At 66.9% G+C, this 17046-nt stretch carries 16 protein-coding genes; 15 read left to right on the forward strand and 1 reads right to left on the reverse strand.

What is annotated here, in order from left to right; all coding sequences use genetic code 11:
- Window positions 1–325: 325 nt before the first annotated feature.
- The 6 genes from AWC12_RS07570 to AWC12_RS07590 all read left to right on the forward strand — a co-directional run bounded on the left by AWC12_RS07570 (window position 326) and on the right by AWC12_RS07590 (window position 5446).
- On the forward strand, window positions 326–1690 hold the full coding sequence (locus AWC12_RS07570; protein ID WP_085173355.1) for a flavin monoamine oxidase family protein: 1365 nt from the start codon (window positions 326–328) through the stop codon (window positions 1688–1690).
- A 40-nt stretch (window positions 1691–1730) separates the two neighbouring features.
- On the forward strand, window positions 1731–1865 hold the full coding sequence (locus AWC12_RS31870; RefSeq protein ID WP_268743620.1) for a hypothetical protein: 135 nt from the start codon (window positions 1731–1733) through the stop codon (window positions 1863–1865).
- Between the two features lie 55 nt (window positions 1866–1920).
- Window positions 1921–3057, forward strand: a complete 1137-nt coding sequence (locus AWC12_RS07575; RefSeq protein WP_085173357.1) for an NAD(P)/FAD-dependent oxidoreductase — start codon at window positions 1921–1923, stop codon at window positions 3055–3057.
- Window positions 3058–3083: 26 nt separating this feature from the next.
- The gene (locus tag AWC12_RS07580; protein WP_085173359.1) at window positions 3084–3944 is read left to right on the forward strand and encodes a CHAD domain-containing protein; all 861 of its coding nucleotides are present in this window, start codon (window positions 3084–3086) and stop codon (window positions 3942–3944) included.
- A 59-nt stretch (window positions 3945–4003) separates the two neighbouring features.
- A complete protein-coding gene (locus AWC12_RS07585; protein WP_085173361.1) occupies window positions 4004–4918 on the forward strand; it encodes a quinone oxidoreductase family protein in 915 nt (304 codons plus the stop codon).
- 156 nt (window positions 4919–5074) lie between these two features.
- Entirely contained in the window at window positions 5075–5446 is a 372-nt protein-coding gene (locus AWC12_RS07590) for a YidH family protein (RefSeq protein ID WP_085173363.1), read from the forward strand.
- Window positions 5447–5471: 25 nt separating this feature from the next.
- Here the strand turns inward: AWC12_RS07590 and AWC12_RS07595 are convergent, their stop codons facing one another.
- On the reverse strand, window positions 5472–6218 hold the full coding sequence (locus tag AWC12_RS07595) for an alpha/beta fold hydrolase (protein WP_085173365.1): 747 nt from the start codon (window positions 6216–6218) through the stop codon (window positions 5472–5474).
- 33 nt (window positions 6219–6251) lie between these two features.
- Between AWC12_RS07595 and AWC12_RS07600 the strand changes: the two genes are divergently transcribed.
- The 9 genes from AWC12_RS07600 (at window position 6252) to AWC12_RS07640 (ending at window position 16906) form a co-directional block, all read left to right on the forward strand.
- Complete coding sequence (locus tag AWC12_RS07600) at window positions 6252–7208, forward strand: NAD(P)H-dependent flavin oxidoreductase (RefSeq protein WP_036464227.1); 957 nt, start codon at window positions 6252–6254, stop codon at window positions 7206–7208.
- Between the two features lie 143 nt (window positions 7209–7351).
- Window positions 7352–8842, forward strand: coding sequence for a DUF3375 domain-containing protein (locus AWC12_RS07605; RefSeq protein WP_085173367.1), 1491 nt, complete (start codon window positions 7352–7354; stop codon window positions 8840–8842).
- On the forward strand, window positions 8839–9543 hold the full coding sequence (locus tag AWC12_RS07610) for a DUF4194 domain-containing protein (protein ID WP_024445026.1): 705 nt from the start codon (window positions 8839–8841) through the stop codon (window positions 9541–9543). Before AWC12_RS07605 ends, AWC12_RS07610 begins: the two co-directional genes overlap by 4 nt.
- Window positions 9536–12898: an ATP-binding protein gene (locus tag AWC12_RS07615; RefSeq protein ID WP_024445027.1), complete on the forward strand. Its 3363-nt coding sequence runs from the start codon at window positions 9536–9538 to the stop codon at window positions 12896–12898. The genes AWC12_RS07610 and AWC12_RS07615 overlap by 8 nt, the downstream gene beginning before the upstream one ends.
- A gap of 22 nt (window positions 12899–12920) precedes the next feature.
- Window positions 12921–13940: a TIGR03617 family F420-dependent LLM class oxidoreductase gene (locus AWC12_RS07620; RefSeq protein ID WP_024445028.1), complete on the forward strand. Its 1020-nt coding sequence runs from the start codon at window positions 12921–12923 to the stop codon at window positions 13938–13940.
- Entirely contained in the window at window positions 13937–15520 is a 1584-nt protein-coding gene (locus AWC12_RS07625) for an MFS transporter (RefSeq protein ID WP_085173369.1), read from the forward strand. The genes AWC12_RS07620 and AWC12_RS07625 overlap by 4 nt, the downstream gene beginning before the upstream one ends.
- Before the next feature lie 140 nt (window positions 15521–15660).
- The gene (locus AWC12_RS07630; protein WP_085173371.1) at window positions 15661–16200 is read left to right on the forward strand and encodes an RNA polymerase sigma factor; all 540 of its coding nucleotides are present in this window, start codon (window positions 15661–15663) and stop codon (window positions 16198–16200) included.
- Window positions 16191–16634 (forward strand): hypothetical protein, encoded by a 444-nt coding sequence (locus AWC12_RS07635; RefSeq protein WP_085173373.1) that lies wholly within the window; start codon window positions 16191–16193, stop codon window positions 16632–16634. The genes AWC12_RS07630 and AWC12_RS07635 overlap by 10 nt, the downstream gene beginning before the upstream one ends.
- Before the next feature lie 101 nt (window positions 16635–16735).
- Window positions 16736–16906, forward strand: coding sequence for a CsbD family protein (locus AWC12_RS07640; protein ID WP_024445032.1), 171 nt, complete (start codon window positions 16736–16738; stop codon window positions 16904–16906).
- Window positions 16907–17046: the final 140 nt, after the last annotated feature.

Genomic DNA, 17046 nt, shown 5'->3' on the forward strand with positions numbered 1-17046 from the left:
ACACACCGACGTACGCCGTGCAAAAGCGCGCGCTCGTCGCGAGGGCAGAGCCGGTCGGTTGTCGCCACCTTCGTCGGTGGTGGACGCGAGAACTGACCGATCTCTTGCCTGCAGCACATCGATCGCCGAGTGATGTTGTCTGCCAATCCGTGTCACGATGCGTCACGTCGACACGACCGGGTCCCGCTTTTCGCTTCCCATTCTCTCGTTGACAACGTCAACCACTAGCCTCGCTCAGTATTGACTCCCCCAACAATCGAAGGCAGCCTAGGTGGCGGTGCGCCCGGCCACACCGGCCCCGCGCTGAACTTGCGGGCAGCACGTCATGGTCGATGTGGACTTCCGCGTGGTGGGTGCGGGCTTCGCGGGACTGACCGCTGCGCTGCGACTGAAACAAGCGGGCCATTCGGTGGCGCTGTTGGAAGCCCGTGATCGGGTGGGCGGCCGCACCTTCACGATCTACCGTGACGACGGGTCGTGGATCGACCGTGGCGGGGCGTGGATCGGGCCGGGTCAGGACCGCATCTACGCGCTGATGACGGAGTTCGGCGTTCCCGAGTACAAACAGTACGTCGACGGCGACGCGATGATGTTCATCGACGGCAAGAGATACAAGTACCGGGGCACGATCCCGCTGTCGTTGAGCCCGTTCGCGGTCGCGAACCTCGGCGTGGTGTTCCTGGAACTGACGCAGATGTGCAAAGCGATTCCGGTAGAAGCGCGGTGGACAGCGCCGAAAGCAGGCAAGTGGGACGCCCTGACGTGGTCGAAGTGGTTGGAGAGCAACACATTGTCGAAGCCGGCTCGGTCACTCCTCGAGTCGTCGGTGGCGGGTCTCTACACGTCGGCGGCGTCGGAACTGTCGCTGCTGTTCTGTCTCTACCAGATGGCCGCCGCGGGCGGGCCGAGCTTCGTCCTCGGCGTGAAGGACGCCGCTGAGGACGCTCGTCCGGTCGGGGGCATGGGCGCGATCCACGCGGCGGTGACTGCCGAGCTCGGTTACATCGTCCAACTGAATCAGCCGGTACGCAGCATCATCCAAGACGACCACGGCGTCACGGTCCGATCCGAAAGCATGACGGTGCGCGCACGCCGCGCCATCGTCACCGTGCCCATTTGCATTGCGTCACAGATCCTTTTCGAGCCCCAGTTGCCGGTGGATCGCGAACTCCTGCACCAGCGGATGCCGAGCGGGGCAGTGTTCAAGATCGCCGTGATCTACGACGTGCCGTTCTGGCGCGCCGACGGATTGTCGGGTCAGTCGTTCGGCCCGCGAACGCTCGCCAACCTGACGATCGACTCGTGCACCAACACCGGCACACCCGGGATCCTGACGGTGATCACCGAAGGGCCGGAAGCTCGCCACCTGTGCAAGTTGACCGAGGCCGATCGCCGTCAAGCGGTGCTGTCCGCGGTTGCGGAGCGGTTCGGGGGGAAGGCTCTCACTCCGGTCGATTACCTCGAACAGAACTGGACCGTCGAGCGCTATTCCGGCGGCGGGATGATCTCGCACATGCCGCCCGGTGTGCTGACCGAGTTCGGCCCCGCACTGCGTGCGCCATGCGGAAGAATCCATTGGGCCGGAACGGAATCTTCCGCCCGCATGTACGGCTTCATCGACGGCGCGGTGCGCTCCGGCGAGCGCGCTGCAGCCGAAGTCGTCAAGCACGAGGCGATGGCACAGGCCTGACCCCGGTTTCCCGTGAGCCTCGAGGGGTACGCCATGTGTCATGACAACCCCCACCGAACCGCCGGAGCGTCTGACGCCGACCGAGGTCCCCGAGCGCCTCGTCCCCGACGATGTGCCCGAGACCGCACCCGCGCCTGAAACCGCCCCGGAGCCTGGGCCGCCCCAGAAGTCCTAAAACCTGAACCTCATGTGCGCGGATTGCCCCGGCGTCGCGTGGGTATGCCTCACGGGTGAGCAACGCAGGATTACTGGTAATCGGAAGCGGTCCCGCCGGAGTCGCAGCGGCGGAGGCGTATCGCGCCCGCCAAGCCGACCACGCCGTACGCATCCTCACAGCAGACACCGACCCGCCCTATCAGCGGCCGCCCCTGAGCAAAGACTTCCTCCGCGGCGATACCGACGACTCGGCGATGGAAATCAGCCGTCCGTTCGAGACGATCTTGAAGGCCCAAGTCGACGAGATAGACGTAGGCCAACGTGTCGTCACCGCTAGCGGCGTGCGGTACGAGTACGACCGACTCGTCATCGCGAGCGGCGCCAGCCCGCAACCACTTCCCGTCCCCGGTGGCGAGAAAGCTCTGCTGCTTCGTTCTTGCGACGACGCACGACGACTGCGAGAGGCAGCCACCTCGGCGACGACCGCCGTGGTGATCGGGGCCGGGTTCATCGGGTGCGAAGCCGCCGCATCTCTTGCCATCAGAGGCCTTTCGGTCACCTTGATCGCGCCGGAGGAGTTTCCGCAGCAGAAGAGGTTGGGCAGGGACGCCGGCATGCGGCTACGCCGGCTCGTCGAGGCAACGGGCGTCCGGTTCGCAGGTGACGCCCGGGTGGCGTCGATCGGGGACGGCACGGTTGCGCTGGAGGACGGGACCACGGTTGCAGCAGACCTGGTGCTCGCCGCGACCGGCGTGAAACCCAATGCGACGCTGGCCGAATCCGCGGGCATCACCTTGCAGAACGGCCGCATCCCGGTAGGACCAGACATGCGTACCGCGGTCGACGGCGTCTGGGCGGCCGGCGATGTCGCGTTCGCCGTCAACGTCGACGCGGGACGCGCGTTAGCGGTGGAGCATTGGGGCGACGCCATGGACCAGGGCGAGGTCGCAGGCTCCACTGCCGCCGGTGACGAAGCCAAATGGACGGGAGTTCCTGGCTTCTGGACGACCATTGGCGACACGGACGTGAAGTACCACGCATGGGGGGACGGCTACCAGAACAGCCGGTTGATCGAGCGCGACGGCGGCTTCACGGTCTGGTATGAATCCGACGGAGCCGTGGTGGGGGTACTCACGTGCAACGCCGATGACGACTACGAGGCCGGCGAAGAATTGATCACTGCGAGCAAGCCTCCGCCGGTGGAGATGTAGCGGTGCCCGATGGAAGGAGCCCGATAATGACCGCTCCCCAGGTGACGAAGCTCGAAAAGAGTTCGGTACAACCGCAATCAGCGTTGACCGGGTACCTCACCGACCAGATCGGCCTCGTCCTCGATGGTCTCACGGGCCTTCGTGAGGGCACGGATCCCGTCCACGACACCCGGGTGGCCATTCGCCGCACTCGCAGCACACTGCGGATCTTCAAAAGGGAGCTTGACCCCGTGGCCGGCCCGGCATTCGAGGATGAGCTCAAGTGGTTCGCCGGCGTGCTGGGCGACGTGCGCGATGTGCAGGTTCAGCGGCACCGGTTACGTGACGCCCTGGACGACCTTCCCGAGTTGCTGGTGCTGGGCCCTGTGGGATCCAGGATCAATCTCGATCTGCGGGGCATCGAAGCGCCGGCCCGCGAGCGGGTGTCCGAAGCGATGGGGACGACGCGGTACCTGGACCTCGTCACCGAACTGCAGCGGTGGAGCGCCGCTCCCCCGGTGCTACCGGGCGGCACCGCCAAGAGGCTGCGTGCGACGGCGCAGAAGGCCGGCGCGAAAGCCGACCGCCGCCTCAAAGCCGCCCTGAAGAGCGACGATGACGAGCTCCTGCATCGCGCGCGCAAGGCCGCCAAGCGGGCCCGCTACGCCAACGAGCTGCTCCAGTTGGACCGCTCGACGAAGAATGCCAAGCGAAATATCAAGCACTACAAGCAGATACAAAGTGTTCTGGGCGACATGCAAGACACCGTGGTCGCCCGGACGATGCTGCGCCAGCTCGGCGCAGCCGCGGGTACGACGCCCGGTGAGAACGGATTCACGTTTGGTCTCCTCTACGCCCGCGAAGAACAGCTGGCGCGACAGTGCCGGCAAGCGGTCGCCGCCCTGTAGCCGTTTCGAGGCGTCTTTCCCGGGTAGTACGCACCTCACCTACGAACGGGAGGACTGCGATGCGTGCAGCGGTCTTGGAAGCAGCGGGTCAGCCGCCCACGGTCAGAGAATTCGACGCACCCACCCGCGACGTCGTTCAGGTCAGTCTTGCAGGCTGCAACCCCGTCGACCTCGCGCTGGCATCGGGAGAGATGGGTGACCCCGACGTGCCCGCCGTCGTCGGCAAAGAGGGCGTCGGGTACACCGTCGACGGCACCCGGGTGTACTTCAATTCGCCGATGTCACCGTTCGGATCGTGGGCCGAGCTCGCGCAGTTCAATCCGGACAGAACCTTCGAGGTCCCTGACACCGTCGGCGACGACATGGCGGTCGCACTCGGTATCGCGGGTCTGGCGGCGTGGCTTCCGTTGACCCGCCACGCCGACGTCTCCGCCGGCCAGTCGGTCCTTGTCCTCGGCGCGACCGGCGTGGTGGGCAACATCGCCGTGCAGGCGGCCAAGATCCTGGGAGCCGGTCGCGTCGTCGGCGCCGGACGCAGTAAGCAAGGACTGGCCCGAGCACGCGAACTGGGCGCGGACGCCGTGGTTGCGCTCGGCGGTGACGACGACGCGGCCGCCTTGCGGGCGGAAGTCAAAGACGGGTACGACGTCGTCGTCGACATGGTCTACGGACAGCCATTTCTCGCCGCGCTGGAAGCTACGGCCGTCGGCGCGACCTTGGTGACAGTCGGGCAGGGCGCCGGCGGCGCTCCTCGGGTACCGTTCGCCAAACTCATGGGCCGAACCCATATCGGACACAACAACAATCTGCTTCCTGCCCGCGCGATGCGTCAGGGTTATCAGGAACTTGTGACTCTTGCTGAGGAGAAGCGCTTCACCGTCGATACCACCCGGTATCGGCTCGACGACGCCGACAAGGCTTGGCAAGCTCAGGCCGACGGCCCGCACGTGAAGATCGGTATCACCCCGCGATGAGCCGCCATCTAGCAACCCCGCACCGCGAGCGTGCGTGTCTGCACAGGCCCGCCCCGGTGTGTCGCGTACAAAAGGGCGCGCTCGCAGAGCGGTAAGAGCCGCGATCGGCCCGAGCCTCCATCTACGGGCTTATCCTGAGCGTCAAAAGGAGGCACGATGGCCGAATTGGATGTATCGACGCGGCTAGCGGTGCAACGAACCCGGCTGGCCAGCGAGCGCACATTGATGGCCTGGATACGGACAAGCACGTCGCTGATCGCCTTCGGATTCACCATCTTCACGTTCTTCCAGTACCTCGCCGAGTCGGAAAGCCTCGCCCGACCCGTCGTCAGCCCGTGGGTTGTCGGGATGGTGCTGATCGTCATCGGGCTGATCGCCTTGGTACTCGCATGGTTTCAGCACCGACGCGAGATCCGTGAGCTCGCCGCGGAGGCCGGTGCCATGCCGTTTTCGCTCGCCGGCCCCATCTCGGCCCTCATCGCGATGCTCGGAATTCTGGCCCTCGTCGTCGTCGCCTGGCGCCTCTGACGAACCAGCCCGTGTCCCGCCAGGCTCAGTCGAGCGTTTCCCAGAACGATGTCAGAGCCGCCGCCCCACGCTTCGGATCCTCCAGCATCCACCAATGTCCCAAGCCCTCAAGCACTTCCGTGCGTGCACCCGCACGCTCGGCGGCCCGCCTGCGGTTGTCGTTGGCGCCGATGTAGGGGTCCTCGGTCGCGAGCAGCGACAAGCCCGGCCGGGCCGCCGCGGATTCCAGAGCGCGACCTTCCTCCGCCATGGCCGGCTGCGCCGCCGAACGGTACAGCGCCAGAATCGCTGTGGCCATGTCATCGTTCTGATGCTCAGCGACCGCCGCAGCGATATCGGCCGGAAACCCAAGAGAGACAAGCATTTCTGTACGCCCGGCCACGCCTCCCGACATCATGTTCGCGATGAGTTCCTCACCGGCCCCGGGCGTCTGCCACACCTGCGCCATGTCGTGCCAGACGTAGTCGGCGTCGAACAAGCCGACCACATCGGTGGCCCAACTGCGCACCAGCTCGGGCCGCCGCATGACGACGTTCATGACGTGTCCGCCGCCCCAGTCGTGACCGACGAGATCGATCGGCCCGTCGATCGTGCGCAACTGGCCCTCAAGCCAGTCCCGGTATTCCGGGTAGGTGGCGCCGAACCCGTCGGGCAGCGGCGCGCCGAATCCGGGCGGCGACAACAGCACGACGTCGTCGCGCCCGAGCACTGCCGTGAGCGGACCCCAGATGGCCGAGGTTTCGGGATTGCCGTGTACGAACACCACCGTCATAGGCTCATCCTGGCACGGCGGAATGGAGGTGGGATGGAAACGGTGACGACCCGGTGGTCGACGGCGATGAAGCTGGACGCGCCGATCGTCAACGCCCCGATGGGCGGCGCCGCCGGTGGTCGGCTGGCCGCCGCGGTCAGCCGCGCAGGTGGGCTCGGCATGATCGGCAGCGGCAGCGCGGGGTCGGCATCCCAGCTCGAGGCGCAACTTCGGCATCTCGCAGATCTGCAGCGCGCGTTCGGAATTGGCCTCATCGAGTGGGTCGTCGAGCAAGATCCCCGCCTACTCGACATTGCGCTCGAAGCGCGTCCTGCACTGCTGGCTGTCAGCTTCGGCGAGGCTTGGAACTGGGTGGCTCGAGCCCGGGACGCCGGTTGTGTGACGGCGACCCAGGTCGCCGACGTAGACGCGGCACAGAGGGCTGTCGACGCTGGTGTGCAGGTGCTCGTCGCGCGCGGATCAGAGGCCGGCGGGCACGGCACACCGGCCGTCTCCACACTGCCGCTTCTCGCGTCGATCCTCGACCGCGTGGACGTACCCGTGCTCGCCGCCGGCGGCATCGCCTCCGGCCGCGCGCTGGCCGCGGTCCTCGCAGCCGGTGCCTCCGGCGCGTGGATCGGCACCGCGTTCGCCGCGTGCGACGAGTCGCTGCTGCCCGCCGGGGCGCGGCAGGTCTTGATCGACGCACACGGCGACGACACGTTGACCACCCGCGTCTTCGATATCGCGCTGGGCTACCCGTGGCCCGCGACGCTGCCCGAGCGTGTCGTCCGCAACGCGTTCACCGACCTGTGGGACGGACGCATCCCCGACGAGGGCGCCCGCGCCCAGCTGCGCGACGCGATCATCGAGGACGATTTCCGCGTGGCTCCGGTCAACGCCGGCCAAGGCGTCGACAGCGTCACCGCAATCGAAACCGCGGCCGCGGTCATCGAACGACTCACCGCCGACGCGCGCCGCGCTCTCGCGAAAGCGCCACTAGCGTCGTGATCTGTGCCGCATCGCTACCGTGACGGCGGTCTCGCGAAACCCCACGACGCACTGCAATCCCGCTGGTCACATGCGTCACAGCCGCGCGAGGAAAGCCCGCGACACTCCCGTCCCGCGGCCCGGCGATGTCTCCGCAGTGGCCTATGTTGGGGCCTCCGGACCGACACAACGCAACCAAGATCAGGAGCACGGTGGACGACAACGCAACCCTGTCGGCCCCCGACCTGCTCGAACTGAACCGCGACCTGCAAGGCTCCCCCGCGATCCGGCTGTTGGCCACCACCAACCTCAGCCAGTACGCGACGTTGATGGAGCGGCACCTGGCTGACGGCGTCACTGCAGAGAGCACGCTCGTGGTCCGGCTGGAGCGCGATCTGGACGACCTCGGTGACGCGCAGTCCGGGCTCGCGCTGATCAAGTCGTGGGCCAGCCAGGGCTGGCTGCATCGCATCGTGGACACGCGCAGCGATCAAAACGTCTGCTACTTGACCCAGGACGCGCGTCGCGCTCTGGACTTCCTGCGCGGTATGCGCCGGCAGGACACCATCGCCACCGGTGGCTCCATCAACGGCATCGCCTCGCGGCTGCGGCATGTGGCCCTCAAGGTCGGCAACGACCCGGCCCGTATCCGCAAGAGCATCGAGGCCGAGATCGAGGCGCTGCACCGGGAACTCGACGAGCTCGACAAGGGTGAGCGCCCCGCCCCCGATGTCACCGACGCCTATGACGAGGCCCGCGCCATCGCGATGCAGATGGAGCGGCTGATCACCGACATCGGCCAGTACGGATCGATGATCGAGCAGGCCACCGCCGCGCTCGACGAGCCGATCGACAGCAATCTCGAGTACCGCGACCGTCAGCGCCAGATGTATGCCGACTACCAGGCCGCTTGGGACTCCCAGGGCCGCGACAGCCACCGCGCGTTCCTGCGGATGATCAACGATCCCGATCAACGCGCGGAGTTCGAGGCCGACGTCGCCGCGGTTGCCGACGCGCTGCCCGCCCTCGACCCGGCGCTGCGCAAGGTGATGGCAGGGTTTTTCGAACTGGTCGGTCAGCAGATCGACGAGGTCGAGCGCATCCAGCAGCGCTGCGCGCAGCGCGTCAAGCGGTTCACGGCGTTCGGCACGCTGGAGCAGAGTCGCGGGGTGGCTCGCCAGCTCAACGAGGCCATCGGCGCTGCCCGGAATTTGCTCAAGTCCAGCCTCATCGACTCCCGCCTCGACATTGAACTCCCGCTGGCACGGCACGCGATCAGCTCCGTCGGCGCGCTGAGCTTCAAGATCGGCGATCTGTCCAGCCCCAAGCCCGCGGTCGCCGCCGAGGGTGACGTGGATCTAACGACGTTCGCCGCGCTCACCACCCAGGTCGACGCGCCCGCGATGTCCGACATGCTCAACGCGGCGGTCCGCAACGGCCCGGTGTCGTTGCAGGACGCCGTCGATATGCTCGATAACGCCTATCTCGGTCACGTGATCGTGCTGTGGTCGTGGGCGCTCAAGCAGCCCAACGACCCTGAACCGGAATCGACGACCGTGCGGTTCCGTTCCCTGGACGGCAAGGACCGCGAAATGGCCGTTCCGCATTTGCTTTTCACCGAACCGATTACCACTGTCGTTGGAGCTGCTTCGTGACCGCTACCGAGTCGGACACCGACTACTCGGGTTTCTCGTCGCTGCCCGAGGTCGACCAGACCGCCCGTCCCCCGCACCAGCGCAGGCCGCGCTTCGACGGGGATGTCTCCGAGCTGCCCGACCGGGCTTGCTGGGCGTTGCAGCATCTACTGACCCGCCGCTACATCAGCGCCGAGACCGACGCCGACATCTACGCGTGGGTCCTCGAGTACCGCAACCAGCTCTCGACACGACTGTCCGAGCTGGACCTGCTGCTGCGTATAACCGACGGTGCCGATGTCGCGTTCATCGAGCAGGCCCGCTACGAATCCGCCAAGGGCATCAAGCTTCTCCGGCGTGAACCGCTCGGCACCTACGACTCGATCCTGGCGCTGCACCTGGCGCAGATGATGCGCGCGGCGGCCGGCCAGAACGTGTTGATCAGCCGTGAAGAGATGCACAATTTGTTCTCCGGTGTCCTCAACGACACCGACCGCGACGCCGTCACCTTCGCCGGCCGCATCGACGCCGCGATCGCCCGGCTCACCGGTTTGGAAATTCTGCGCAAAAGCCGCGACGACGAGGACAGCTACACGATCAGCCCGGTGATCACGGCCGTGATGACAGCCAGCGTGATCAGTGAGCTACAGCAGCAGTTCGAGACGCTACTGGGCGGCGCCGCGGGCCCGCAGGACCAGACGGATGAGGTCGAACATGACTGAGCAGTTCCACCTGTCGCGACTGCAGGTCATCAACTGGGGCGTGTTCGACGGATACCACGACATCCCGTTCAGCGAGGGCGGCGCACTGATCGCCGGCGCGTCGGGCAGCGGTAAATCCTCACTGCTGGATGCAATTTCGCTGGGCTTCCTGCCGTTCAACCGCCGCAACTTCAACGCCTCCGGCGACAACACCGCGGCCGGGTCGAGCGCGGGCCGGCGCACCGTCGACAAGTACGTCCGAGGTGCGTGGGGTCAGCGCAGCGACGGTGGCACCAGCCGGGTGATGTACCTGCGCGGTGACGGCACCGCCTGGTCGGCGGTGGCGGTCACCTACTCCAGCGACTCCGGGCGCACCGTGACGGGTCTGGTGCTCAAATGGTTGACGGGCGAGTCGCGCAACGATTCGTCGAGCCGCTTCGTGCTCGGCGACGGAGACCTCGACATCGAGGATGTCTGCAACCGTTGGGCCGCAGGGCGATTCGACACCAGCGTGTTCAAAGGAGACGGCTGGCGCTTCACCACCAAGGTGGAGTCGCAGTATCTGGCTCAGCTGTACGCGACGATCGGCATCCGCGCCTCCGACGCGGCCCAGCAGCTGCTCGGCAAGGCGAAGTCACTGAAAAGTGTTGGCGGGCTTGAACAATTCGTCCGGGAGTTCATGCTCGACGAACCCGAGAGCCTCACCAGGCTGCCGGAGGCACTCAAGCAGATCGACCCGCTGGTGGAAGCACGCGAGCTGCTCGCCGTTGCGCAGAAGAAACGCAAGATCCTCGGCGACATCGAGAAGATTCAGCAGCGCTACGCGTCGGAGTCGACGGACCTGGGCATCATCGACCTGGTCGACTTGCCGATGGTGCGGGCCTACACCGATCATGTCCGCCTGGCGCAGTGCCCGACACAGATCGCGCAGCTCGACACGACCATCGACCAGCTCGACAACGAGCACGAGGACATCACCCGAAGCCTCAATCTGGCCAAGGCGGAGGCGGATTCACTCAACGCCCAGATCAGCGGCTCCAGCGCGAGCATCGGGCCGCTGCAGTCTCAGGTGACCGCCGCCGAGACCGAGGCCGAGCAGGTGTCGCGCCGCCGCGGCGCCTACGAGGACATGCTGACCGCCCAGGGCGTCGACGTCCCGGACACTGCGGATCATTTCTGGAATCTGCGCGAGGAACTGCTCGCCGAGGCGACCGAGCTGCTCGCCAAGGTGGAGCGGCACCGGGAAGCCTCCACCGACGCCGAGTACGCGCAGAAGGCCGCGCGTATCGCCCGCGACGAGGCCGCCAAGGAACTCAAACGTGTCGAGCACGTGGGTTCCGCGCTGCCGGAGTTCGCGCTCGTCATGCGTGAACAGATCTGTGCCGCAGTCGGTGTCGACGCCGTCGACCTTCCCTACATCGCCGAGCTGATGGACCTCAAGCCCGATCAGACTCGCTGGCGCACCGCGGTGGAAAAGGTGCTGCGCGGTGTCGGGCTGCGCTTGATGGTGCCCGATCAGCACTGGTCGAAGGTGTTGCAGTTCGTCAACGAGACGAACATGCGCGGCCGGTTGCAGCTGCACCACGTCCGCGCCAAGTTCCTCAACGCCGAACCGGTCGATCCCGAGCAGAACACGTTGGCGGGCAAGCTTTTCGCTGTCGACCCGGCGCATCCCTGTGCGGCCGAGGCCGTCGATGTGGTCACCGCCGCCGGTGACCACATCTGCGTTGACACCCCGGAGGTGTTCGCGCGCTTCCGCCGCGCGGTCACCGACACCGGCCTGTACAAGGACTCCGACCGGCTCGCGATCAAAGACGACCGCCGTCCGCTGAAGCAGTCCGAGTACCTCTACCAGGGTGACGTCTCGGCGAAGATCAACGCGCTGACCGTGGATCTGGCCGCGGCCGAGGAGGCTTATCAGAAGGCGCGTCGCACCGCCGACGACATCGCCGCCCAGCGTCAGCAGTGGCGTGACCGGGCTGCGGCGTGCAAGGCGATCTGCGAGCAGTTCCCGCAGTGGAGCCAGATCGACACCGAGACCGCCGACGGCCACGCCGACCGGCTGCGTGAGCAGTACGAACTGCTGCTGGCCGATCACCCCGACATCGAGGCGCTCAACGCCCGCGCCGACGAATGCTGGTCGCAGATCCAGAAATTGATGACGCGCCGCGGCGCGATCCAGACCCGACGTGACGATCTCGACGACCGCAGAACGCGCTTGCTGGAACTCTCGGAGCGGTTGCAGCCCGCGTTCGTGTCAGAGCCGCTGACCGAACTGCTGGACCGGTACGCCGGCCAGGTCCCGGTGAGCCTCGAGCTGCTGGAGCCGGAGCCGCACCGCGATGCGCTGTTCTCTTCGATCAAGAAGGAGCGCGAGCAGCTCCGCGAGAGCCGCAGGCGTTCCTACGACGAACTCGCGCGCATCCTCAACACGTTCGACACATCGTTCCCCGATGCGATCCCGAACAATTCGGAGAACTTCGACGAGCGCGTGCACGACTACGTCGCACTGTGCAAGCACATCGATGAGCGTGAGTTGCCGGAGGCGTATGAGCGGATGATGCGGCTGGTCACCGAGCAGGCGCCGGACGCGATCTTGACGCTGCACCGGGTGGCCGAACAAGAAGCTCGCCGCATCAGCGACCAGATCGACCGCGTCAACACAGGTTTGGGCGCCGTCGAGTTCAACCGCGGCACCCGGCTGACGCTGCGGGCCACGCCGCGAAGCCTGACGGCGGTGTCGGAGCTCACCGAGATCGTGCGGGCCATCTCACGGCGCATCGCCGAGGTCGGGCTCGGCGACAAGCAGGCGATCCTGGACCAGTACGCCGACATCCTGCGATTGCGCAACCGGCTGGCGTCGACGGCGCCGGAGGACAAGGCGTGGACGCGCGACGCGCTGGACGTGCGTAACCGGTTCACGTTCGACTGCGCCGAATGGGATGTCAGCAGCGAGGAGCTGATCCGCACGCACAGCAACGCCGGCGACAATTCCGGCGGTGAGCAGGAGAAGCTGATGGCGTTCTGCCTCGCGGGTGCGCTGAGCTTCAACCTGGCGAGCCCTGAAAGTACAGACAACAGACCGGTTTTCGCGCAGCTGATGCTCGACGAGGCCTTCTCCAAGTCGGATCCGCAGTTCGCGCAGCAGGCCCTGCAGGCATTCCGGAAGTTCGGGTTCCAGCTGGTGATCGTCGCGACGGTGCAGAACGCGACCACGATCCAGCCCTACATCGACAGCGTCGTGATGGTCAGCAAGACCGAGGCGACGGGCCGCAACGCGCGGCCGGTCGCGACGGTGGCGACGCGCACGATCTCGGAGTTCGGCGCGTTACGCCGGGAGATGCGGGCCAACGCGAAGGTGCCGGTCGGCGTCTGAGCTACGGCGTAGGGTGCCAACCGTGCACGTCGACGTCATGACGACCCCCCAGCCACTGCGCGCCATCGGCGATCTTGCGAAGCGCACTCGGGCGGCCGGGTTCGACGGTCTGCTGTTCACCGAGACCGGCCGGACGGCCTACCTCAACGCCGCGGTCGCGGCGCAGGCCGCGCCTGGGCTCGAGTTGTTGACCGGCGTGGCTGTCGCGTTCCCCCGCAGCCCCTTCGTGACGGCCGCGACGGCGTGGGAATTGCAGGAAGCCACGGGCGGGAGGTTCCGGCTCGGCCTCGGCACCCAGGTGCGCACCCACGTGGTCCGCCGCTACGGCGCCGAGTTCGAGCATCCCGGCCCCCGGTTGCGCGACTACGTGCTGGCGGTCAAGGCGTGCTTCGCGGCGTTCCGAACGGGCAAGCTCGATCACCACGGCGAGTTCTACGATCTGGACTTCATCACCCCGCAATGGAGCGCGGGGCCGATCGACGCTCCGGATCCGATGGTCGACGTCGCCGCGGTCAACCCGTGGATGTTGCGGATGGCCGGGGAGGTCGCCGACGGGGTGCACGTCCATCCGCTCGGCGAGCCGGGTTACATCGCGCGCCACGTGGTGCCGGCGCTCGCGGAGGGTGCGCAGAGGTCTGGGCGGTCGGTCGACGACATCGCGGTCATCGTCCCGGTCATGACGATCGTGGGTGACACCGACGAGGAACGGCACCGGGAACGCGAATCGGTCCGCGCCAGCATGAGCTTTTACGGCAGCACCCCGAACTACGCGTTCATCTGGGACGAGGCCGGATTCGAGGGCACTACGGCCCGCATCCGGGAGAAGCAGAAGGCCGGCGACTACGCGGGGATGGCGGCACAGATCACCGACGAGCACATCGCCACGTTCGCGACGGAGTCAACGTGGGACGGCCTGTCCGACGCGCTGCACGAACGATACGGCCACACCGCGACGCGCCTCGTGCTGTACAACGCACTGGCCGATCCAGAGCGCCTGGAGCGCTACGGCGCTGTCGCTCAACGCCTGTCCGCACCCAGATGACGTCCACAGCGTCGACCTCGACGTGGGCGCCGCTGCGTTCCCCCGTCTATCGCATGCTGTGGATTGCACAGTTCGTCTCCAACCTCGGCACCTGGATGCAGACCGTCGGGGCGCAGTGGATGCTCGTCGGCGATCCGCGGGCCGCGGTTCTGGTACCGCTGGTGCAGACCGCGACCACGCTGCCGGTGATGCTGCTGGCGCTACCGTCGGGCGTCCTGGCCGATCTCATCGACCGGCGCCGGCTGCTCATCGCCACGCAGGCCGCGATGGCCGCGGGGGTGGGTCTGCTGGCCTCGCTCACGGGTGCCGGGCTCACCACGCCCGCCGTGCTGCTGACCCTGCTGTTCGTGATCGGGTGCGGGCAGGCCCTGGTCATGCCCGCCTGGCAGGCGATCCAGCCCGATCTTGTTCCCGCTCACCAGATTCCGTCTGCCGCGGCGCTGGGCAGCATGAGCATCAACCTCGCGCGCGTCATCGGGCCCGCGATCGCGGGTGCCCTGGTGTCGCTGACCGGCCCGACGATCGTGTTCGCCCTGAACGCGGTGTCGTTCGTCGGGATCGTGATCGTGTTGTTCCTCTGGCGTCGGCCTCCCGTCGAGAACGCGCCGACCGAGCGGGCGCTGTCGGCGCTGAGCGCCGGCGGGCGGTTCATCCGCAGCTCACCGATCGTGCGGCGCATCATGCTTCGGGCGGCGCTGTTCGTCGTTCCCGCCAGCGCGGTGTGGGGACTGCTGCCGGTGATCGCCAAGGATCAATTGCATCTGTCGTCGTCGGGCTATGGGTTCCTTCTCGGTGCGTTGGGTGCGGGTGCCGTGCTGGGCGCCTTCGGGTTGGGGCGGCTGCGCACGCGGTTCGATCAGAACATTTTGCTGGTGTTCTCCGCGGTGGGGTTCGCGATCGCCGCCGCCGCGGTGGCGCTGGTGCACAGCTTCGCGCTGGTGCTGGGCGCGCTGGTGATCGGCGGCACGTCGTGGCTGCTCTCTTTGTCGACGCTCAACGCCTCGATGCAGCTGAGCCTGCCGGCATGGGTGCGGGCCCGGGGGTTGTCGGTGTATCAGCTGATCTTCATGGGCGGGCAGGCCATCGGGTCAGTGGTGTGGGGTGTGCTGGCCGAGGCCACCTCCAGCGTCACCAGCCTCCTGGTCAGCGCGGGTCTGCTGCTGGTCTGCGGGTTGTCCACGCTGTGGTGGCCGCTGCACGCCAAGACCGGCAACCTCGACCTCACGCCGTCCTCGCACTGGCCCGAGCCCACGCTGCTGTTCGAACCCGCGCCGCTGGACGGTCCCGTCCTGGTGATCTCGTCCTATCACGTCGCGCCGGAGAACGAGGAGCCGTTCCTCGCCGCGATGACGGTGCTGGGCCGCTCCCGGCAACGCACGGGAGCGGCGCAGTGGCGGGTGTTCCGCAGCATCGAACACGAGTCGACGTTCATCGAGACCTTCTTGGTGCGCTCGTGGGGTGAGCACATGCAGCAGCACCACACCCGCCTGACCGAGCAGGATTTGCTCATCGAACGCAGAGTCGAGGAGTTCACCGACAGTGAACCCGTCGTGAGCCACCACTACCTCGCGGTCCGCTAGCGGCGAGATCGGCGTGGCGGCTGTGATCCGGCGCCGGAGAACGTCCCGATTACGTCATCATTTCGACCCATGGCGCGGGGTATCTATTATCTGGCGCCCGGTGTGGTTGTGCCGCTGGAACGGTTCAGGAGGTAGCCGGCGTGACCGATGACCGGGTGCTTGCTGCCGCGGCGCGCGCCGGTGACGAGGCTGCGTTCGAGACGCTGGTCCGGCGCCACGGCCCGGCCCTCTACCGTTATGCCCGCCGCATGACGGCCGACGCCGACGCTGTCAACGACATCGTCCAGGACACGTTCGTGTCGGCATGGAAGCAGATCGGCACCTTTCGCGGCGACTCCTCCATCCGCACGTGGCTGTTCGCGATCTGCGCCAGGAAGGTTGTCGACTCGCACCGCGTGAAGAGAGCCATCCCCATCGACGACCGGTTGATCGAACCGATGGCCGCAGATGACGACCATGACCCGTTCGCGTCGGCTTCAAACAGCGCGTTCCTGGAGGCGATGGAAATGGCGTTGAGCGAGTTGCCACCGCGTCAGCGCGCGGTCTGGATGCTGAGGGAGATCGAGGGCATGACCTTCCCGCATATCGGTACCGTCCTGAGCTTGAGCCCGGACGGAGCACGCGGTCACCATCACCGCGCCCGAGCGACCCTCCGGCAGCGATTGGCGCAGTGGCGATGACCGGGGACGACGACGACGTCACCGTCCGCGCGGCGCGGACGTTGCAGGAGCAGCCCGAACCCGGGTGGTTCCACATCCGGGACGCCGTGATCGCGTCGGTCCGGTCGACGCCGCGGGGCGGTTGGCCCCTCCTCGTCGAGGATCCACGGCCGGGGTCTGCCGCCGGCGTCCTACGCGTCAGCGGGCTCGTCCTCGGCGGCCTACTGAGCCGGGCGCTGGCCGACGACCCCGACTATGCGGTCACCGACATCGACATGACTGTCGAAGACAGTCTGCTGCAAGGTATTTCGATTGAGCTCAGTGCGCGCTACCGCGCGCAACTGCCTCCGGTCGTCAGTCGGGTGCGGGCGCGCTGCCGCGCAGTGCTCGCCGAGGTGATCGGCGCCGCGGCGGGGATCCCGATCCATGTCACCGTCAGCGACGTGCACCCGTGAGGGCGTTGCGCAGATCACATGACCGAGGTGTTCGGTTTGGCCGCCCTGCTCCGTCTACACAAACAGCGACCACAAAGGTCGTCCTGTGAAAGGAGATGACGATGGGAATCGTAGACAAGGCCAAGAACGCCGCTGAGGACGCTGTGGGCAAGGTCAAGGAGACCGTCGGCGACTTGACGGGCAACGACGAGCTCAAGGCCGAGGGCCAGAAGGACCAGGGCGTGTCCGGCGTCAAGAAGGTCGGCGAGAACATCAAGGACAAGCTGAGCTGACCGCACGCGGGCCGCGTCACCGCTGCGTGGCGCGGCCCGCGGTTGCCGGTCAGAGTATCTGCCGTGCAGTGCTTTTCAAGCATGCCGGATGCCACGGGAACTTCGTTGCGATGCAGAACGTTCCGTGGGTGGTGTCCACT

Origin of the sequence: Mycolicibacterium iranicum, assembly GCF_002101705.1 — a bacterium.
In the GTDB taxonomy this organism is placed as follows: domain Bacteria; phylum Actinomycetota; class Actinomycetes; order Mycobacteriales; family Mycobacteriaceae; genus Mycobacterium; species Mycobacterium iranicum.